This is a genomic window from Bartonella sp. W8167 (assembly GCF_016100335.1).
GTDB classification, from domain to species: Bacteria; Pseudomonadota; Alphaproteobacteria; order Rhizobiales; family Rhizobiaceae; genus Bartonella; species Bartonella apis.
Window position 1 is genome coordinate 1,527,310 of record NZ_JACFSQ010000001.1, and the last position, 16,170, is coordinate 1,543,479.

Below are 16,170 nucleotides of genomic sequence, written 5' to 3' on the forward strand. Positions count from 1 at the left end.
CTGCTATTTACCGAAAAATCCTTTGATAATTTTCTGGGTTTCTGCACTCATTCGCAAGTTGTGAAATGTTTTTGCTTCTTCTTCAAGGACTGACACTATTTTTGCCCTATTCCGTTTTTTCAGCATTTTTTTGGTTGCCAATATGGATTGAAACGGCATTTTTGCAAGTTTTTCCGCTTTTTGAAGTGCATGAGGAACGGCATTATTGTCTTCAACAATAGCGTTCAAAAGATGGAACTGTAAGGCATCCTGTGCACTGAAAAAATCTCCGAAAAACAGCAATTCGGCTGCCTTTTTGTAGCCTGCCGCAAGCGGGAGATAGAATGTCGATCCACCTTCCGGAGAGAGTCCCAAAGTTGCAAAGGGAAATCTGAAACGGGCGCTCGTTCCACTATAAGCAAGGTCGCAATGGTTAAGCATTGTGGCTCCTATCCCGACTGCATAACCTTCCACAGCCGCAATGATCGGTTTTTTCACGCCATGAAGTGTGAGCAGCAATTTCAAACCCGGAGAATGGCCTTCCCCATCAAGCAAACTCTCTCCGGTGAAATCATGAAGGTCATTGCCGGCGGTAAAAGAGTTACCTGCTCCGGAAAGCACAATGACCCTGACATTTTCGTTCTCGTCGGCATTCCGGAGCGCATTAGTCAACAACCGATATGTTTCCCGATCAAGTGCATTATGTTTCTCGGGTCTGTTCATAATGATATGACAGACTTCAGGAATTGGTATTTCAACCAGTATTTTATCGGACATAGATTGCCCCCTTATTCTGCAGACGGTGAAAAGCGGCCCGATATTCTCTTTTCAATTTGGCAATAACTTCGGATGCAGGCAGTATCTCGTCAATATTACCGACGCCCTGCCCTGCACCCCAAATATTTTTCCAGGGCTTGACCCGCGTCGAACCGAAATTTGCTGACAGACCATTTTTCAAATCATCCGGATCAAGACCCGAACGAACGATACTCTCTCTCAGGTAATTGCCATTTACACCGGTGAAAAAAGGTGTGTAAACAATCCCGCTCGCATCCGATTGGATAATCATTTCTTTATATTCATCGACCGCATTTGCTTCCGGAGTTGCGATAAAACGCGTACCGATATAAGCCGCATTGGCACCCATTGCCTGAGCGGCAAGAATATCATCGCCCCGTGATATTGCTCCTGAAAGAACAATTACACCGTCGTAAAATCGGCGTATTTCGCCGATCAGCGCAAAAGGACTGAGCGAGCCACCATGCCCGCCTGCGCCTGCGCAAACCGCGATAAGACCATCAACTCCCTCGTTCAATGCTTTTTTCGCGTGCCTTATACTGATGACATCATGAAGCACCACTCCACCGTAATTATGAACGGCTTCAACCACTTTTCCCGGTGCATGAAGGGAAGTGATAACCACCGGAACTTTATGTTCGGCACAAACACCAAGATCATGGTCAAGCCGGTCATTGGAAGAGTGGACAATCAGATTGACCGCATAGGGAGCCGCTTTTCTACATTTTCCCGTCGAGACAGCTTTTTGGATGCCCTCCTCAATTGTTGCAAGCATAAGGGGAAAATCTTCCTTTTGACGCGCATTGAGGGAAGGAATGGAACCGATAATTCCATTACAGCATTCAGCGATAACCAATTGCGGATTGGAAACGATAAAGAGCGGCGAAGCAATTGCCGGAAGTGCAAGATGTTCAATGATATCTTGAAGTGACATGGTCTATTCCTGTGCCAGATAAAGTTCGTGTAATGCATGAAGATCGACGTCGGCGGCCGGTTGCTTTAGCAAAATCTTGCCATCCCGCATGAGGTAGACCAAATCGGCAATGGCGATGGCCATGCGGGTATTTTGTTCGACCAGAACGATTGTTACGCCATGCTCTTTCATGCGGCCGATAATATTGAAGACTTCTTTCACCATGACCGGTGAGAGCCCTAACGAAGGTTCATCGATCAGAAGAATTTCAGGATCCGACATCAATGCACGCGCCATTGCAAGCATTTGCGCTTCGCCGCCTGACAGTGATCCCGCCAACTGCAGACGGCGCTCCTTCAATTTGGGAAACAAAACATACATTTCTTCCGCTTTGGAAGAAAAAGTTGCACGGCATCGTTTATCAAAAGCACCCAAAGCGAGATTTTCCTCGACTGTCATATCCGGAAAAATCATGCGACCTTCCGGAACCATTGCAAGTTTGACACCGACAAAGTCCCAAGTCTTTTTTCCCGCAACGTTTTTGCCTTTTATTTCGACCGTTCCCTCGTATGGTAACAATCCGGTAATTGCTCGTAACAAAGTGGTTTTGCCCGCGCCGTTCGGACCAACAATTGTCGTCAATTGCTTTTCGGGAAATTCAAGCGACACACCGCGCAATATCGTGATCGCGCCATAACCGGTATGCAAATCTTCAATCTTCAACATGACTTGCACCTGTGTAACTTTCTATGACTTTCGGGTTGGTAAAGACTTCACGTGGCGTCCCGTCGGCAATCAATTCGCCGAAATTCAATGCGATAACCCGCGAACAAAGCTTGGAAATTGTCTCTATATCATGTTCGACAATAATAATTCCGATACCGAGCGCCGAATTGATCTGTTTCAACTTTTCCATAAACAGACGTTTTGCTTGACTTTCAAGGCCGGCCAGCACTTCGTCAAGCAGTAACAATTTCGGTCTCGTTGCAAGCGCTTTGGCAATTTCCAGCCGCTTGAGTTCTTGCATGGCAAGTTCGCTTGCCGCATCGCTATCAGCTTTATGGTGAATTTCCAACAATTCAAGAATATCATCTATTTTTTTGGAATTATTCTCGCGAGCTCCGAAGGTTTGGGCAACAATCAGATTTTCCCGTACTGTGAGATGGTGCATGGGCTTCGGAATCTGGAAGGTGCGCCCTAATCCCAGACGGGCACGCTTATAAAGTGCCAATCGCGTTATATCGCTTTTGTCCATAATGACATGGCCGAATGTCGGGCGAACAAGTCCCGAAACCGCATTGAAGAGCGTCGTTTTACCAGCACCGTTTGGACCGATAAGCCCTAAAATTTCATGGCTGCCAACATTAAAAGACACATTGTTTACAGCAACAAGGCCGCCAAACCGGACTGTAATATTTTTGATCTCAAGCATGAGCTTTCCTATTCCTGAAAAAGAGCGATAAAAGTCCATCAGGTGCAAGGAGAATAAGTAATGCCAGAATAATTCCCAGAATGATCTGGTGCCCGACCGAAGTATGGAAAACAATTGCAAAAAATTCTTTTGCAACAATCTGGTCGAACAGATAGATCACGACAGCACCGATAGCCGGCCCCCACAATGTTCGTGCACCACCGAAAATAGCGGCAATGATCGGCAAAAGGCTCCAATTGGCAGAAAATGCATCATCCGGGTTGAGTGAGCCGATGAGATGCGTATTAAAAGCGCCGATAAGTCCGGCAATGAAAGCCGATAATAAGAGAATTAGAAATTTGAGCCTCACAGCATTGACACCGACAACCAGACTTGCGTCCTCGCTTCCGGCTATTGCTTTCAATGCCAAACCGGTTCTGGACCGGAGAATGAAACCATAAATAAATGCAATAATCAGAATGATGACAAGCATCAGGAAATAGGCACTAAGGCGTTGTGAAAAATCGATACCCAGAACTTCCGGAAGCGGCGGGATGGAGCTTATGCCTGCAGGACCATTTGTCCATTGCGGCATTTCGACTGCCAGTCCATAGAAAATTTGCGCATAACCGAGAATAGCCAAAGCAAAATAGGACCCTGACAATCTTATAATCGGCAACATCAAAACGGCTGAAAGAGCAGCGATAATTGCGGCAAATGGAATAGCAATTAAAACCGGAACGCCACAGCGCATGGTAACAATTGCACTCGCATAAGATGCTATTCCGAAAAATGCCGCATGACCAAAACTCGTCATACCACCAAGATTGGAAAGCATAGCCCATGACAAAGCAAGCCCCGCGATGACCAATGACGAGATAATCGTCATCAAATAATAATCATTCAGGAAGAATGGCAAAACACCTGCGATAATGATGAGCAAGACAAACAAAATAGAAGATTGAAGCTTTGCCATTTTTCTATCCTCTCCGCTGTGTTTTGCCGAAAAGACCATTCGGAAGGAAAATCAGTACAGCGAGGAACAGCAGCATCGAAACCATATTGGCAAATGACGCATTGAAATAACTTTCAGTCATGGTCTGGGCGAGAGCCAGCAAAATCGCACCTAACAACACCCCCGGAATCGAACCGATGCCGGCAAGCACTGTGATAATGAAGGCTTTGATCGTCAGCATATGTCCAAGACCGGGAGTGATCGGCTGAAAAGTATAAAGTGCTATTCCCGCGACAGTCGCAAGCAAAGCACCAATAACAAATGAAACAAGTTCGGTACGAACGGGGTTGATACCCATCAGTTTGGCGGCATTACGGTTTGAAGTTACTGCGCGCACCGCCCTCCCATACCAGCTGTTTTTGAGCCACAGCCACAAGACCAACATGAGAAGAATGGCAAGAACAAGCGCAATAAGCTGACTATAAGTGGCAAAAATATCAATTGCGAGAAGCGGTTCGACCGTTTCCTGCATCTCGGCGCTCATACGTGGCTCATTTCGCGCTATGATGAGAATTGCATTGGTAATAATAATGCCGAAGGAATAGGTGAATATCAGCGAATTCAGTTCGCGTTGTCTGGTGATCCGGTTGAGCAAAATAAAAATGAGACATGCAATGAGCCCGACCACTAAAAACGCTACCGGAATTGCAAGATAAGGGTTATACCCCCACTGGCTTTCAAACATGTAGCCGATATAGGCTGCCAATAGTACCAGTTCACCATGGGCAAGATTAATAATCTTCATCGCACCGAAAACAAGAGCAAGGCCTAAAGCAATCAATGCATAGACTGCTCCTATTGTAAGTGCTGTAAAAATTGCCGGTAGCAATAAATCCATCATAGAACTCTTGAGTTTTAGGGAAAAAATTTCATTCCGTATTGCATACGAAACAACGCGGTTTAACACCCTTCACCAAGGGCGAGCCGGCAACAGAAGCGGTTTTGTGGCTTTATCTGATGGTGCAACAATTGGCAGTTCTTTGCCTTGATGTTGGGCCATACGCAGCGAAAAATGTATGTTCTCGCCGGTATCATCAAACTTGATTTTGCCAATCAGGCTGTCAACTTCCTCGGCACGTAATTCATCAGCAAGTTTTGTCCGGTCGAATGAACCCTTTTTGGCCAGGCGATCAATTGCGTCGAAAACAAGTTTTGCCTGAACATAACCGTAAACTGCCTGATAATCGACATCCTTGCCGTAAAGTTCTTTATAGGTTGCTTGGAAGGTTTTGCCTTCCTCGTCGTTGAATGCAGCCGGAAAGGAAATCAGAGCGCAGCCTATAACTTTCTCCATAAGATCGGGAAAATCTTCCTGCATTTTGACTGTTGCAACACTCCATGTTCCAACCATAGCCTTAACATCGGGCTTGATAAGTTTAGCCGCACGCAAAATTCCGATGTAATCATTTTCATAAACGATCATCAGGATGACATCCGGTTTGTCACGCAAACGCATCCTATTGACCAGCGGCTGGAAATTGGTGGTTGAAGCGTCAAAAGGATATTCAACAAATTCGATGTTTTGCTGTTTGAGATGGGCTCCTACCGATTTTGCAAGAAGACTGGGAGCATCGCTACGTGTGTTTACAAAAATCGCAACTTTCGTAGGTTTTAGCTCGTCAAGCATTCCATTGACTGCAACCGCATAACCGCCATTGTTATTGACGCGGAAAAATGTTTTCAATCCCCGTCTTGTCAGTTCTTCCGACACGGCACCCGCCGTCATATAAGTAACGCCATAACGATTGGACACTTCGGAGGCCGGCCCGATAATGCTTGAAGCATAACCGCCGATAACGGCAACATCGCCACTACTTGCAAATTTTTCAACAGCAGTCACTGCTTTGGTCGCAGTACTTTCATCATCGACAATATCGAATCTTACTTTTGTTTCGTTATTGAGGTTATGAAGATGTTCGGCAACCAACATACCTTCACGATAAGCCTGCCCCGCCCGTGCAAAAGCTCCTGTTAATGGCAAATGAGCACCAACGACATAGTCTTCAGCAAATGAAACAGCCGAAAAACCGAATATACCGCTGACCGATATAAATAGATATACAAATAAATTACGAAACATATATTTTCCTCCCGCTCTATGTTTCTATTTATCATTATTCTATAGGTATTTATATTTAAATAAAAACATGCTATTAATCGTATAATATTATATTTATTACTATTAAACACTATAATTTTTGTGAAAAAAGATTGTTCTACTCCTCCCGTATAATCTCCCAGTTTGTGACAATAACCAATTCAAGAAAACCCGTCAATATTTTTCTGCATAGTGGAATAATAGGATAAAAATGGGCCTTTCCCAAATTTTCCGTTCATTGCAGAGGCAATGCAATGTTCAATTTCTCCGGATATAAGCCTCACCTCATTTGAAGGTTATTTTCGATAAAAATAGACTTTTTGTTGACGTGAATTTTCTAAAATATCGACGATAAAAACGTTTTTACTAAAAATACTCGTAATTCTGTTTGTTTTTAATCGAAAAATTGGATGCCAATTTAACTTGCAAACATAATTGTGAACAAAACTTGATCTTTGACATTGCAATTTATTTTCCATTATGCAGAATAACAAATCAGTTTCTGGAGGGGGAACGGATTAACACACCAAATTCCGGCACGGGTCGAAAATCACTTTCGTGCTTATCATTAAATTAAAAAGAACGTTTTTCGACGTCGACGGCAGCAGGCATTCATTACTGGGAGGTATTAATGACGGATATTGTTTCATTGGAAGTAAGAGAAGGCGTGGGAATTATATGGCTTAATAATCCGCCAGTGAATGCTTTGTCCCAAACGCTGCGGTCGCAAATTGACATAGCTTTGGACAAAATCGCTGCTGACAAAGCCATTGGTTCGGCAGTCATTGCTTCAAAACTCAATGTCTTCGTCGCTGGTGCCGATATTACCGAGTTCGGCAAGCCGGCTAAGCCGCCGGTTCTTTTCGATCTCATCGAAAAAATCCGTCATTTCAAAAAACCGGTGGTTGCTGCAATCAACGGTGTAGCCTTTGGCGGTGGTGCCGAAATTGCTCTTAGCTGCTCGAAACGCATAGCTGGGCCAAAAGCCCAAATCGGCCTGCCGGAAATCAATCTGGGGCTCATTCCCGGTGCGGGAGCGTTACAACTTTTGCCTCCCATCATCGGAGCCGACAAAACCTTTGAATTGGCAAAAAGCGGAAAACCGCTTTCTGCAAAGGCGGCCCTTTCGAGTGGAATCATTTCACTTATTGCCGATGGCGATCTTGTTGGAGAAGCAATAAAATTGGCAAATACGCTTGTAGCCGAACACTATGAAAACCATATGGACGACGCGGCTTTTGTTAGCCGCGATAATAAACAAGCCTTTGACGCACTGGTTCAAAAAGAACTTACGAAGAAGTCTGAAAATCCAGGAATTGCAGCTCTTATTGACACGATGCAAGCGGGGTTTCGCGAAAATTTTTCAGACAATCTCAAGCGCACACGAGACCATTTTTCTTATTTGCAAAATGATGATCGTTCAAAAGCTATGCGATATGCTTTTTTTGCCGAACGCGCTGCCGCGAAAATCAACATAAGCAATGCTACGCCTGTCACGATAAATTCGCTGGCAGTCATAGGAGCCGGAACAATGGGTTCAGGCATTGCTATGGCGGCGGCAAGCAAGGGGTTTCCTGTTACGCTTATCGAAACAAATCCCGAAGCCTTACAACGTGGATTGAAAAAAATTGCCGATACGTATCAGAGCCTCATTGACCGTGGAAGGATGACAAAAGAAGCCGGACAAAAATGCGTCGAATCCATCAAAGGTGAAATCGGCCTTGACCATGCAGGTCACGCTGATCTGATTATCGAGGCAGCCTTTGAAGATATGAAGGTGAAAAAAGATATATTCACCGCACTTGATAAAATTGCAAAGCCTTCTGCTATTCTTGCAACCAACACATCCTACCTTGATGTGAACGAGATTGCAGGCGTTACAGCCCGTGCTGAAAATGTACTCGGACTTCATTTTTTCTCGCCCGCCAATATTATGCGCCTTCTTGAAGTCGTTAGAGCCAAAAAAACTTCGCTACCGGTTTTGGTAGGTTCGGTAAATTTTGCTAGAAAAATAGGCAAAATTCCGGTTGTTGTTGGCGTTTGTCACGGCTTTGTCGGCAATCGGATGTTGGCAAGAAGAACCGAAGCTTCCGAAAAATTGTTACAAGATGGCGCTCTGCCATGGCAAATTGATAAGGCAATGACCGACTTCGGTTTCAAAATGGGGCCTTATGCAGTTTCCGACCTTGCCGGACTTGATATTGGCTGGCGCAACCGCAAAGCAACCGGACAGGTCTTTCCTATCGCTGATGCTATCTGCGAATTGGGATATTTCGGTCAGAAAACCGGACGTGGCTATTATATTTATAAAAATGGCTCAAGGACAGGCGAACGCGATCCCGAGATTGAAAAGCTTATTGAAGATGTATCGAAAAAGCTTGGCATAAAACGTCGTCCGATATCGGATGATGAAATTATCGAACGCCTGATTTATCCGATGATTAATGAAGGCGCCCGCATTATTGAAGAAGGCATTGTCGCGCGTGCAAGCGACATTGATGTCATATGGTGCAACGGTTATGGCTGGCCGATCTGGCGTGGCGGCCCCATCTATTTTGCCGACCATAAGGGACTGAAGCTCATCGCCGGCAGGCTTGAACATTATGCCGAAGAATTCGGTGACGAAAGTCTTAAGCCTGCACCATTGCTTGAACAATTGGTGAAATCGAACAAGCATTTTGAAGACTGAACAGAGGAAAGACTGAACGGGATTAAAACCAATCGGTCAAAGACCAGTCCATACGATTTTACATTTGCCGGTCATGAGAGAGGAAGATTGGCATAACACCGTGTAAATCGTTTATTTCGGGAGTGAGAGAATGGATGAAGCTGTTATCGTTTCGACTGCCAGAACGCCGATTGGCAAGGCATTTCGCGGAAGTCTCAACATGACACATGGCGCAGATCTCGCTGCCCATTGTATCAAAGCGGCAATAACTAAAATAGGTATTGAGCCGGCCGATGTCGAAGATGTTGTCCTTGGTTGTGGCTTTCCTGAAGCAGCAACGGGAGGCAATGTTGCCCGCCATGCATCGCTTATTGCGGGATTGCCGGTAAAATCTTCGGGTGTCACCGTTTCTCGTTTTTGTGCGTCCGGCTTACAGGCAATTGCCGATGCTGCCCATCGTATTATGTGTGACAAAGTTCCAACCATGGTTGCCGGCGGAGTGGAATCTATTTCCCTTGTCCAGCCGAATGTACGGCGTGACCTTGTCGTCAATCCCTGGCTTAAAGATCATATTCCGGAAATTTATATGTCAATGATTGACACTGCCGATCTTGTTGCAGAACGTTACAATATATCGAGACATGCTCAGGACGAATTTGCTGTAGAAAGTCAAAGACGGGTAGCCAAGGCACAAAAAGAAGGCCTTTTTGATGATGAAATTGTGCCTATTACGACGATTTGCTCGAAAACCGATAAAGAGACTGGCGAGGTTACACAAGAAACCGTTACCCTTTCAAAGGATGAAGGAAATCGCCCCGGCACAACACTTGAGGCATTGTCAAAATTAAATCCGGTTAAAGAAGAACGTTTTGTGACGGCCGGTAATGCAAGCCAGTTATCGGACGGGGCTTCGGTTTGTGTGCTGATGTCCAAAACACAAGCGAGCAAGCAAAATCTCGAACCACTCGGTATTTTTCGTGGCTTTGTGTCTATCGGCTGTTCGCCTGAAGAGATGGGTATCGGTCCCGTTTTCGCGGTTCCCCGATTACTGCAACGCCATCATTTGAAGATCTCCGACATAGGATTGTGGGAACTCAATGAAGCTTTTGCATCGCAGTCTGTCTATTGCCGCGACACATTGGGAATTGATCCGGAAATTGTCAATGTCAACGGCGGGGCGATCGCCATCGGACATCCCTTTGGAATGAGCGGTGCGCGATTGGTTGGCCACGCTTTGATAGAAGGCAAACGACGCGGTGTGCGTTATGCGGTTGTTACAATGTGCGTAGCCGGTGGCATGGGATGTGCCGGACTTTTTGAAATTAATTGAGGTGTCATTATGGATTTGCGTTTTACTGATGAAGAGCTGAAATTCCGTGATAAGTTGCGGCATTTTTTCCAGACAGAAATTCCCGAAAAAATTCGGGAAAAGGTAAGCGCCGGTGAGAGTTTGAGCAAGGAAGAAATGGTGACCTCGCAACGTATTCTCAACGCTGCAGGGCTTGCTGTACCGCATTGGCCGATTGAATGGGGAGGAAAAAACTGGACGCCTATCCAGCGCTATATTTTTACCGAAGAAGTTCTCTACAATGCCGTTCCCCTTCCGCTCCAGTTCAACTGCTTTATGGTTGGTCCGGTGATTGCTACATTCGGAAACCAAAAGCAAAAAGAACGTTTTCTGAAACGTGCTGCCAATCTTGACGACTGGTGGTGTCAGGGATTTTCCGAACCTGGCGCGGGATCGGATCTCGCATCATTGACGACAAGAGCTGTTCGTGAAGGCGACCATTACATTGTCAATGGTCAAAAAACATGGACAACACTCGGCCAATATGCAGACTGGATATTCTGTCTCGTCAGAACAGATCCCAATGTAAAAAAGCAGGCCGGTATATCATTCATCCTTATTGATATGAAAACCCCCGGCATTACCATCCGCCCCATTATTACCATTGACGGAAGACATGAAGTCAACGAAATTTTCTTTTCCGACGTCAAAGTACCGGCAGAAAACCTTGTAGGTGAGGAAAATAAAGGCTGGTCATATGCCAAATTTCTTTTGGCCAATGAACGTTCCGGAATTGCACGGTTGGGGCTTACCAAAGAACGCGTATCGCGGATCAAACGACTTGCAAAAACAGTTCCTTATCACGAGCAAACCATGTGGGAAAACACCGGCTTCAGGGAACGGCTATCCTGGCTTGAAATCGAATTGAAAGCTTTGGAAATAACGCAAATGCGCGTTTTGTCAAAACAAGTTGCAGGCGATAAAGCACCTGATCCGGCATCATCTATTTTAAAAATCAAGGGATCGGAGCTTCAGCAAGCATCAACTGAATTATTACTTGAACTTGCCGGCCCGTTATCATTGGCGGGAAGTGATGCAGCAGCTCTGCCCGACGGGGTCGATTGGGCGCGCGGTGTTCCCGGACTTTATATGAACACACGCAAGGTTTCGATCTATGGTGGTTCAAACGAAATTCAGCATAATGTAATTGCAAAAGCAATTTTGGGAATGTGAGGCTAAAATGGACTTTCAACTTAATGAAGAACAATCCATGTTGGAAAACAGCATTGGCCGTTTTGTTCGCGAAAAATTCTCGACATTGGAAGCTATTGACAACGCCCGGAAAAATACTTGCGGTTTTAGCGATGCCGATTGGCAACAACTGGTTGAAATGGGCCTCACAATGATGCCTTTTTCAGAAGCAGATGGTGGCCTGGGCTATGGTGTTGAAGAAACCGGCATTGTCATGTCTGCTTTGGGAAGAGGTTTGGTCGCCGCTCCCTATCTTAACAATATTGTCATTCCCGGAGTCATATTGTCGAAAGCTGCAAATGACAGCCGGAAGAGTAAATTGCTTTCTATTATGATCGAAGGTCAGAAACGTTTTGCATTTGCCCATAATGAGGCAAAAACTTTCAATGATCCTTTCAATATCGAATTGTCCGCTAAAAAAAATGGAAATCAATACGCGCTGAATGGTACCAAAGTGATCGTTCCTTATGCAGAAGGTGCCGATTATTATATTGTCAGTGCGAGAACCGACGAAAACAAAGCACCTGAAGAAGGTCTTGGTTTGTTTATCGTGCCAGCAGACACAAAAGGCGTTGAAGCTGTTCATTACAGGAGTGCCGACGGCGGGCGAGCGTCCAACATTACATTCAAAAATGTCATGATTGACGAAGAAAACCGCATCGGCAAGGAAAACGGAGCTTTTCCCGTTATCGAACGTGCTTTGCAAGAAGGTATGGTTGCAATGATGGCCGAAGCTGCCGGCATTATGGATGAATTATTGCATCTCACGGTCGAATATTTGAAACAGCGTGTGCAATTTGGCGTCGCTATTTCCACTTTTCAAGCACTTCAACACAAAGCCGTTGATATGATGATTGCATCCGAGCAAGCCCGCTCCATGAGCTATTATGCGATGATGATGTTGAATACACAGGATACACAAGAACGCCTTGCCACTCTCTCCGCGGCCAAAGCACAAATCAATAAATCTGCCCGTTTTGTAGGTCAAATGTCGGTACAACTTCACGGTGGTATCGGCATGACAATGGAATATATCGGCGCGCATTATTTCCGTCGTTTAACAATGATTGAAATGCTTTTTGGTTCAAACGATGTGCATATCGAGAACGTCATTCATTATGGCAAACTTGTTGCTTGATTGACGGGGAATTTCAAACCCGAAAGGCAACAAAAATGGTTGGATTCAAGTGATGTTACTCCTATACATTGTCTTTCCAACCGAATAACATCGCATGCAGGATGGAAACGATCAGCGGTTCTAGCAAAGGGATAGGCCTATGAAAATATTGGTAGCTGTAAAACGTGTGATAGATTACAACGTCAAGCCGCGCGTAAAAAGTGACGGAACAGGCGTCGAACTTGCTAATGTCAAAATGTCCATGAACCCGTTTGACGAAATAGCGCTTGAACAGGCTGTTCGTGAAAAAGAAGCCGGTCACGCAAGTGAAGTTGTTGCTGTAAGTGTCGGGCCACAGGCTGCACAGGAAACATTACGAACCGCTCTTGCTGTTGGCGCTGATCGGGCTATTCTGGTTACAACAGATGATGAAATAGAACCACTTTCAGTTGCAAAAGTTCTAAAAGCGGTCGTTGACAGCGAAAAACCGGATATGGTTTTCCTCGGAAAACAGGCTATTGATGACGATTCCAACCAGACAGGACAAATGCTTGCGGCTTTGCTTGGTTGGGGACAGGCCACTTTTGCCTCCAAACTTGAGCTTAAAGATGGTGAAGCCGTTGTAACACGTGAAGTCGATGGCGGTTTACAAACAATTGCAGTAAAACTTCCGGCTGTTCTCACCGTTGATCTACGTCTCAACGAACCACGTTATGCCTCTCTTCCAAACATTATGCGTGCGCGCAAAAAGCCGATCGAACAGAAAACTCTGGCTGAACTTGGTGTAACCAACAAACCCAGACTAAAAATCCTGAAAGTGGAAGAACCACAGGCCCGCAAGGCAGGCGTAAAGGTTAAAAATGTTGCCGAACTTGTCGAAAAATTGAAACAAGACGCGGGCGTGCTCTGAGCATCAAGGGAAGGATTTCAATATGACCATTCTTTTATTGGCCGAACATAATAATGTTGCCTTGTCGGAACAAACAGCAAAAGCTTTAACCGCAGCCCACACAATCGGTGGCGATGTCGATATCCTCGTTTGCGGAAAAAATACACAAACGGTTGCCGAACAGGCCGCAAAACTCGACAATGTCCATAAAGTACTTCTGGCAGAAGCCGATTATCTCGAACAGCAATTGGCCGAACCGGTAGCTGCAACAATTGTTGCACAAAGCAAAGATTATGATGTCATCATGGCCGCATCGACCAGCAATGGCAAAAACATCATGCCACGGGTTGCCGCATCACTTGATGTCATGCAAATTTCCGACATTATCGAGGTTGTCTCGCCCGACACATTCAAACGTCCGATTTATGCCGGCAATGCTATCGAAACCGTGCAGTCAACGGACGGGAAAAAGGTTATTACTGTGCGTACCGCTTCATTCAAGGCAAAGGCAGGAAATGGTACAGCGCCAATTGAGAAAATCACGCCGGCAGCAGATCCATCCCTGTCTCGCTATGTCAGTGAAGAGGTGAAGAAGAGTGACCGGCCTGAACTCACTTCGGCAAAAATCATTGTTTCGGGTGGCCGTGGCCTTGGCTCGGAAGAAAATTTCATGTCCATTCTGCTACCGCTCGCCGATAAGCTTGGCGCTGCGGTGGGCGCAAGCCGTGCAGCCGTTGACGCCGGTTATGCTCCCAATGATTGGCAAGTCGGACAGACCGGAAAAGTTGTTGCACCGGATCTTTATATTGCGGTTGCCATTTCAGGTGCTATCCAGCACCTTGCCGGCATGAAAGATTCGCGTGTCATCGTTGCAATCAACAAGGATGAAGATGCCCCCATGATGCATATTGCCGATTACGCATTGGTCGGTGATCTTTTCGACATTATTCCGGAGCTTGAAAAGGCACTTTGAAATGAATGAATTACCTCCGCGCGAAAGCATGGAATTTGATGTGGTTATCGTTGGTGCCGGTCCGGCAGGCCTTTCGGCTGCTATAAGACTGAAACAGATCAATCCCGATCTTTCGGTTGTTATTGTAGAAAAAGGTGTCGAAGTCGGTGCCCATATTCTATCGGGTGCCGTTGTTGATCCAATCGGGATTGACACTCTTTTGCCTGACTGGCGCAACGAACAAAACCATCCTTTCACAACGGAGGTAAAAGAAGACCATATTTTCATGTTGGACGAGACCAGAGCCAAGCAGCTTTCCAACCGGATTATGCCAAAAATTCTCTCCAACCATGGTAAATACATCGTCTCTTTGGGAAATGTTTGCCGGTGGCTTGCAACAAAAGCGGAAGCACTCGGCGTTGAAATTTATCCCGGTTTTGCTGCCACTGAAGTTCTTTATAATAAAGACGGTGCTGTTACAGGCATTGCAACCGGTGACATGGGCGTCGAAAAAGATGGTAGCCATGGCCCCAATTATATGCGGGGCATGGAGCTTCTCGGCAAATATGTTATGATTGGTGAAGGTGCGCGTGGTTCACTTGCGAAAACTCTCATCAACAAATTCGAGCTTGATAAAGGGCGCTCACCACAGAAATATGGCATAGGCATAAAAGAGCTGTGGGAGATTGACCCTTCGAAACATCACGCGGGCCTTGTCCAGCATACATTGGGCTGGCCTCTTGATGACGCGACAGGTGGCGGTTCTTTCCTCTATCACATGGAAAACAACCAGATTGCTGTCGGATTTGTTATCCACCTCAATTATAAAAACCCTTATCTTTCGCCATTCGAGGAATTCCAGCGCTTCAAAACACATCCGGCTATACGCCCGATATTTGAAGGTGGCAAACGTATTGCCTATGGCGCCCGTTCTCTGACCGAAGGCGGCTGGCAATCTGTTCCGAAATTAAGTTTTCCGGGGGGTGCCTTGATCGGGTGTTCTGCCGGTTTCATGAATGTTCCCCGCATCAAGGGCTCGCATAATGCTGTGTTATCCGGTGTTTACGCTGCCAATGCCGTTGCGGGAGCCATAAAATCCGGCCGCAGTCATGATGAAATTGCTGAAATTGAAAATGGCTGGCGTGACAGTGCAATCGGAAAAGATCTTTATCCGGTACGCAATGTCAAGCCGTTATTGTCAAAATATGGCACGAAAAAAGGTGTCCAACTCGGCGGCTTCGACATGTGGTGTCAAACACTCTTCCACTTTTCAATATTTGGTACAATGTCGCATGGTCTACCGGATTATCTTTATCTTGAGCCGGCAGAAAAACACAAACCTATCGACTATCCGAAGCCTGATGGCATTGTCAGTTTTGACAGGCTTTCGAGCGTTTTTCTTTCCAATACCAATCATGAAGAAAACGAGCCTTGCCATTTGAAAGTAACCTCACTTGATGTTCAGGAAAAATCGGAGTTGACCGTTTATGCCGGTCCTTCTACACGCTATTGCCCTGCCGGCGTTTACGAATGGATAGAAAAGGATGGCAGAGAAACCTATGTCATTAATGCGCAAAACTGTATCCATTGTAAAACATGTGATATCAAAGACCCGAACCAGAATATCACATGGACATGTCCGCAGGGTGGTGAAGGTCCCGTTTATCCGAATATGTGATTTATTTCCCGATATAGGGGACAGCGTGAATATTTTTGCGAAACATTTGGCCTCTGGGCTAACCAAAACGAAGGCAGCGCCTCATTTGGTTATTCTGCCTTGATAACAGCAGG

The 16,170-nt window shown here is 45.7% G+C and carries 14 protein-coding genes; 7 read left to right on the top strand and 7 right to left on the bottom strand.

What is annotated here, in order from left to right; all coding sequences use genetic code 11:
- Window positions 1-3 precede the first annotated feature (3 nt).
- The 7 genes from H3V12_RS06425 to H3V12_RS06455 all read right to left on the bottom strand — a co-directional run bounded on the left by H3V12_RS06425 (window position 4) and on the right by H3V12_RS06455 (window position 6,196).
- Complete coding sequence (locus tag H3V12_RS06425; protein WP_198213601.1) at window positions 4-756, bottom strand: enoyl-CoA hydratase-related protein; 753 nt, start codon at window positions 754-756, stop codon at window positions 4-6.
- Window positions 746-1,711, bottom strand: a complete 966-nt coding sequence (locus tag H3V12_RS06430) for a nitronate monooxygenase family protein (protein WP_198213603.1) — start codon at window positions 1,709-1,711, stop codon at window positions 746-748. The genes H3V12_RS06425 and H3V12_RS06430 overlap by 11 nt, the downstream gene beginning before the upstream one ends.
- Before the next feature lie 3 nt (window positions 1,712-1,714).
- Window positions 1,715-2,416, bottom strand: a complete 702-nt coding sequence (locus tag H3V12_RS06435) for an ABC transporter ATP-binding protein (protein WP_198213605.1) — start codon at window positions 2,414-2,416, stop codon at window positions 1,715-1,717.
- The gene (locus H3V12_RS06440) at window positions 2,403-3,122 is read right to left on the bottom strand and encodes an ABC transporter ATP-binding protein (protein ID WP_198213607.1); all 720 of its coding nucleotides are present in this window, start codon (window positions 3,120-3,122) and stop codon (window positions 2,403-2,405) included. The genes H3V12_RS06435 and H3V12_RS06440 overlap by 14 nt, the downstream gene beginning before the upstream one ends.
- A complete protein-coding gene (locus tag H3V12_RS06445) occupies window positions 3,115-4,077 on the bottom strand; it encodes a branched-chain amino acid ABC transporter permease (RefSeq protein WP_198213609.1) in 963 nt (320 codons plus the stop codon). Before H3V12_RS06445 ends, H3V12_RS06440 begins: the two co-directional genes overlap by 8 nt.
- Window positions 4,078-4,081: 4 nt before the next feature.
- A complete protein-coding gene (locus H3V12_RS06450) occupies window positions 4,082-4,957 on the bottom strand; it encodes a branched-chain amino acid ABC transporter permease (RefSeq protein WP_198213611.1) in 876 nt (291 codons plus the stop codon).
- A 69-nt stretch (window positions 4,958-5,026) separates the two neighbouring features.
- Window positions 5,027-6,196 carry an ABC transporter substrate-binding protein gene (locus H3V12_RS06455; protein WP_198213613.1) on the bottom strand — a complete coding sequence of 390 codons (1,170 nt, stop codon included), beginning with the start codon at window positions 6,194-6,196 and terminating at the stop codon, window positions 5,027-5,029.
- Window positions 6,197-6,845: 649 nt separating this feature from the next.
- Between H3V12_RS06455 and H3V12_RS06460 the strand changes: the two genes are divergently transcribed.
- The 7 genes from H3V12_RS06460 to H3V12_RS06490 all read left to right on the top strand — a co-directional run bounded on the left by H3V12_RS06460 (window position 6,846) and on the right by H3V12_RS06490 (window position 16,057).
- Window positions 6,846-8,903 (top strand): 3-hydroxyacyl-CoA dehydrogenase NAD-binding domain-containing protein, encoded by a 2,058-nt coding sequence (locus tag H3V12_RS06460; protein WP_198213615.1) that lies wholly within the window; start codon window positions 6,846-6,848, stop codon window positions 8,901-8,903.
- 130 nt (window positions 8,904-9,033) lie between these two features.
- The gene (locus H3V12_RS06465; RefSeq protein WP_198213617.1) at window positions 9,034-10,212 is read left to right on the top strand and encodes an acetyl-CoA C-acyltransferase; all 1,179 of its coding nucleotides are present in this window, start codon (window positions 9,034-9,036) and stop codon (window positions 10,210-10,212) included.
- 9 nt (window positions 10,213-10,221) lie between these two features.
- Window positions 10,222-11,403, top strand: a complete 1,182-nt coding sequence (locus H3V12_RS06470; protein WP_198213619.1) for an acyl-CoA dehydrogenase family protein — start codon at window positions 10,222-10,224, stop codon at window positions 11,401-11,403.
- 7 nt (window positions 11,404-11,410) lie between these two features.
- A complete protein-coding gene (locus H3V12_RS06475; RefSeq protein ID WP_198213621.1) occupies window positions 11,411-12,559 on the top strand; it encodes an acyl-CoA dehydrogenase family protein in 1,149 nt (382 codons plus the stop codon).
- Between the two features lie 139 nt (window positions 12,560-12,698).
- Complete coding sequence (locus H3V12_RS06480; protein WP_075870347.1) at window positions 12,699-13,448, top strand: electron transfer flavoprotein subunit beta/FixA family protein; 750 nt, start codon at window positions 12,699-12,701, stop codon at window positions 13,446-13,448.
- A 22-nt stretch (window positions 13,449-13,470) separates the two neighbouring features.
- Window positions 13,471-14,400 (top strand): electron transfer flavoprotein subunit alpha/FixB family protein, encoded by a 930-nt coding sequence (locus H3V12_RS06485; protein WP_198213623.1) that lies wholly within the window; start codon window positions 13,471-13,473, stop codon window positions 14,398-14,400.
- Window position 14,401: 1 nt separating this feature from the next.
- A complete protein-coding gene (locus tag H3V12_RS06490) occupies window positions 14,402-16,057 on the top strand; it encodes an electron transfer flavoprotein-ubiquinone oxidoreductase (protein ID WP_198213625.1) in 1,656 nt (551 codons plus the stop codon).
- Window positions 16,058-16,170 lie beyond the last annotated feature (113 nt).

Bases quoted from the DNA above. Each gene is read 5' to 3' on its own strand.
- H3V12_RS06430 (WP_198213603.1), bottom strand. From the start codon at position 1,711: ATGTCACTTCAAGATATCATTGAACATCTTGCACTTCCGGCAATTGCT.
- H3V12_RS06480 (WP_075870347.1), top strand. From the start codon at position 12,699: ATGAAAATATTGGTAGCTGTAAAACGTGTGATAGATTACAACGTCAAG.
- H3V12_RS06470 (WP_198213619.1), top strand. From the start codon at position 10,222: ATGGATTTGCGTTTTACTGATGAAGAGCTGAAATTCCGTGATAAGTTG.
- H3V12_RS06490 (WP_198213625.1), top strand. From the start codon at position 14,402: ATGAATGAATTACCTCCGCGCGAAAGCATGGAATTTGATGTGGTTATC.
- H3V12_RS06460 (WP_198213615.1), top strand. From the start codon at position 6,846: ATGACGGATATTGTTTCATTGGAAGTAAGAGAAGGCGTGGGAATTATA.
- H3V12_RS06440 (WP_198213607.1), bottom strand. From the start codon at position 3,122: ATGCTTGAGATCAAAAATATTACAGTCCGGTTTGGCGGCCTTGTTGCT.
- H3V12_RS06455 (WP_198213613.1), bottom strand. From the start codon at position 6,196: ATGTTTCGTAATTTATTTGTATATCTATTTATATCGGTCAGCGGTATA.
- H3V12_RS06465 (WP_198213617.1), top strand. From the start codon at position 9,034: ATGGATGAAGCTGTTATCGTTTCGACTGCCAGAACGCCGATTGGCAAG.
- H3V12_RS06445 (WP_198213609.1), bottom strand. From the start codon at position 4,077: ATGGCAAAGCTTCAATCTTCTATTTTGTTTGTCTTGCTCATCATTATC.
- H3V12_RS06450 (WP_198213611.1), bottom strand. From the start codon at position 4,957: ATGATGGATTTATTGCTACCGGCAATTTTTACAGCACTTACAATAGGA.
- H3V12_RS06475 (WP_198213621.1), top strand. From the start codon at position 11,411: ATGGACTTTCAACTTAATGAAGAACAATCCATGTTGGAAAACAGCATT.
- H3V12_RS06435 (WP_198213605.1), bottom strand. From the start codon at position 2,416: ATGTTGAAGATTGAAGATTTGCATACCGGTTATGGCGCGATCACGATA.
- H3V12_RS06425 (WP_198213601.1), bottom strand. From the start codon at position 756: ATGTCCGATAAAATACTGGTTGAAATACCAATTCCTGAAGTCTGTCAT.
- H3V12_RS06485 (WP_198213623.1), top strand. From the start codon at position 13,471: ATGACCATTCTTTTATTGGCCGAACATAATAATGTTGCCTTGTCGGAA.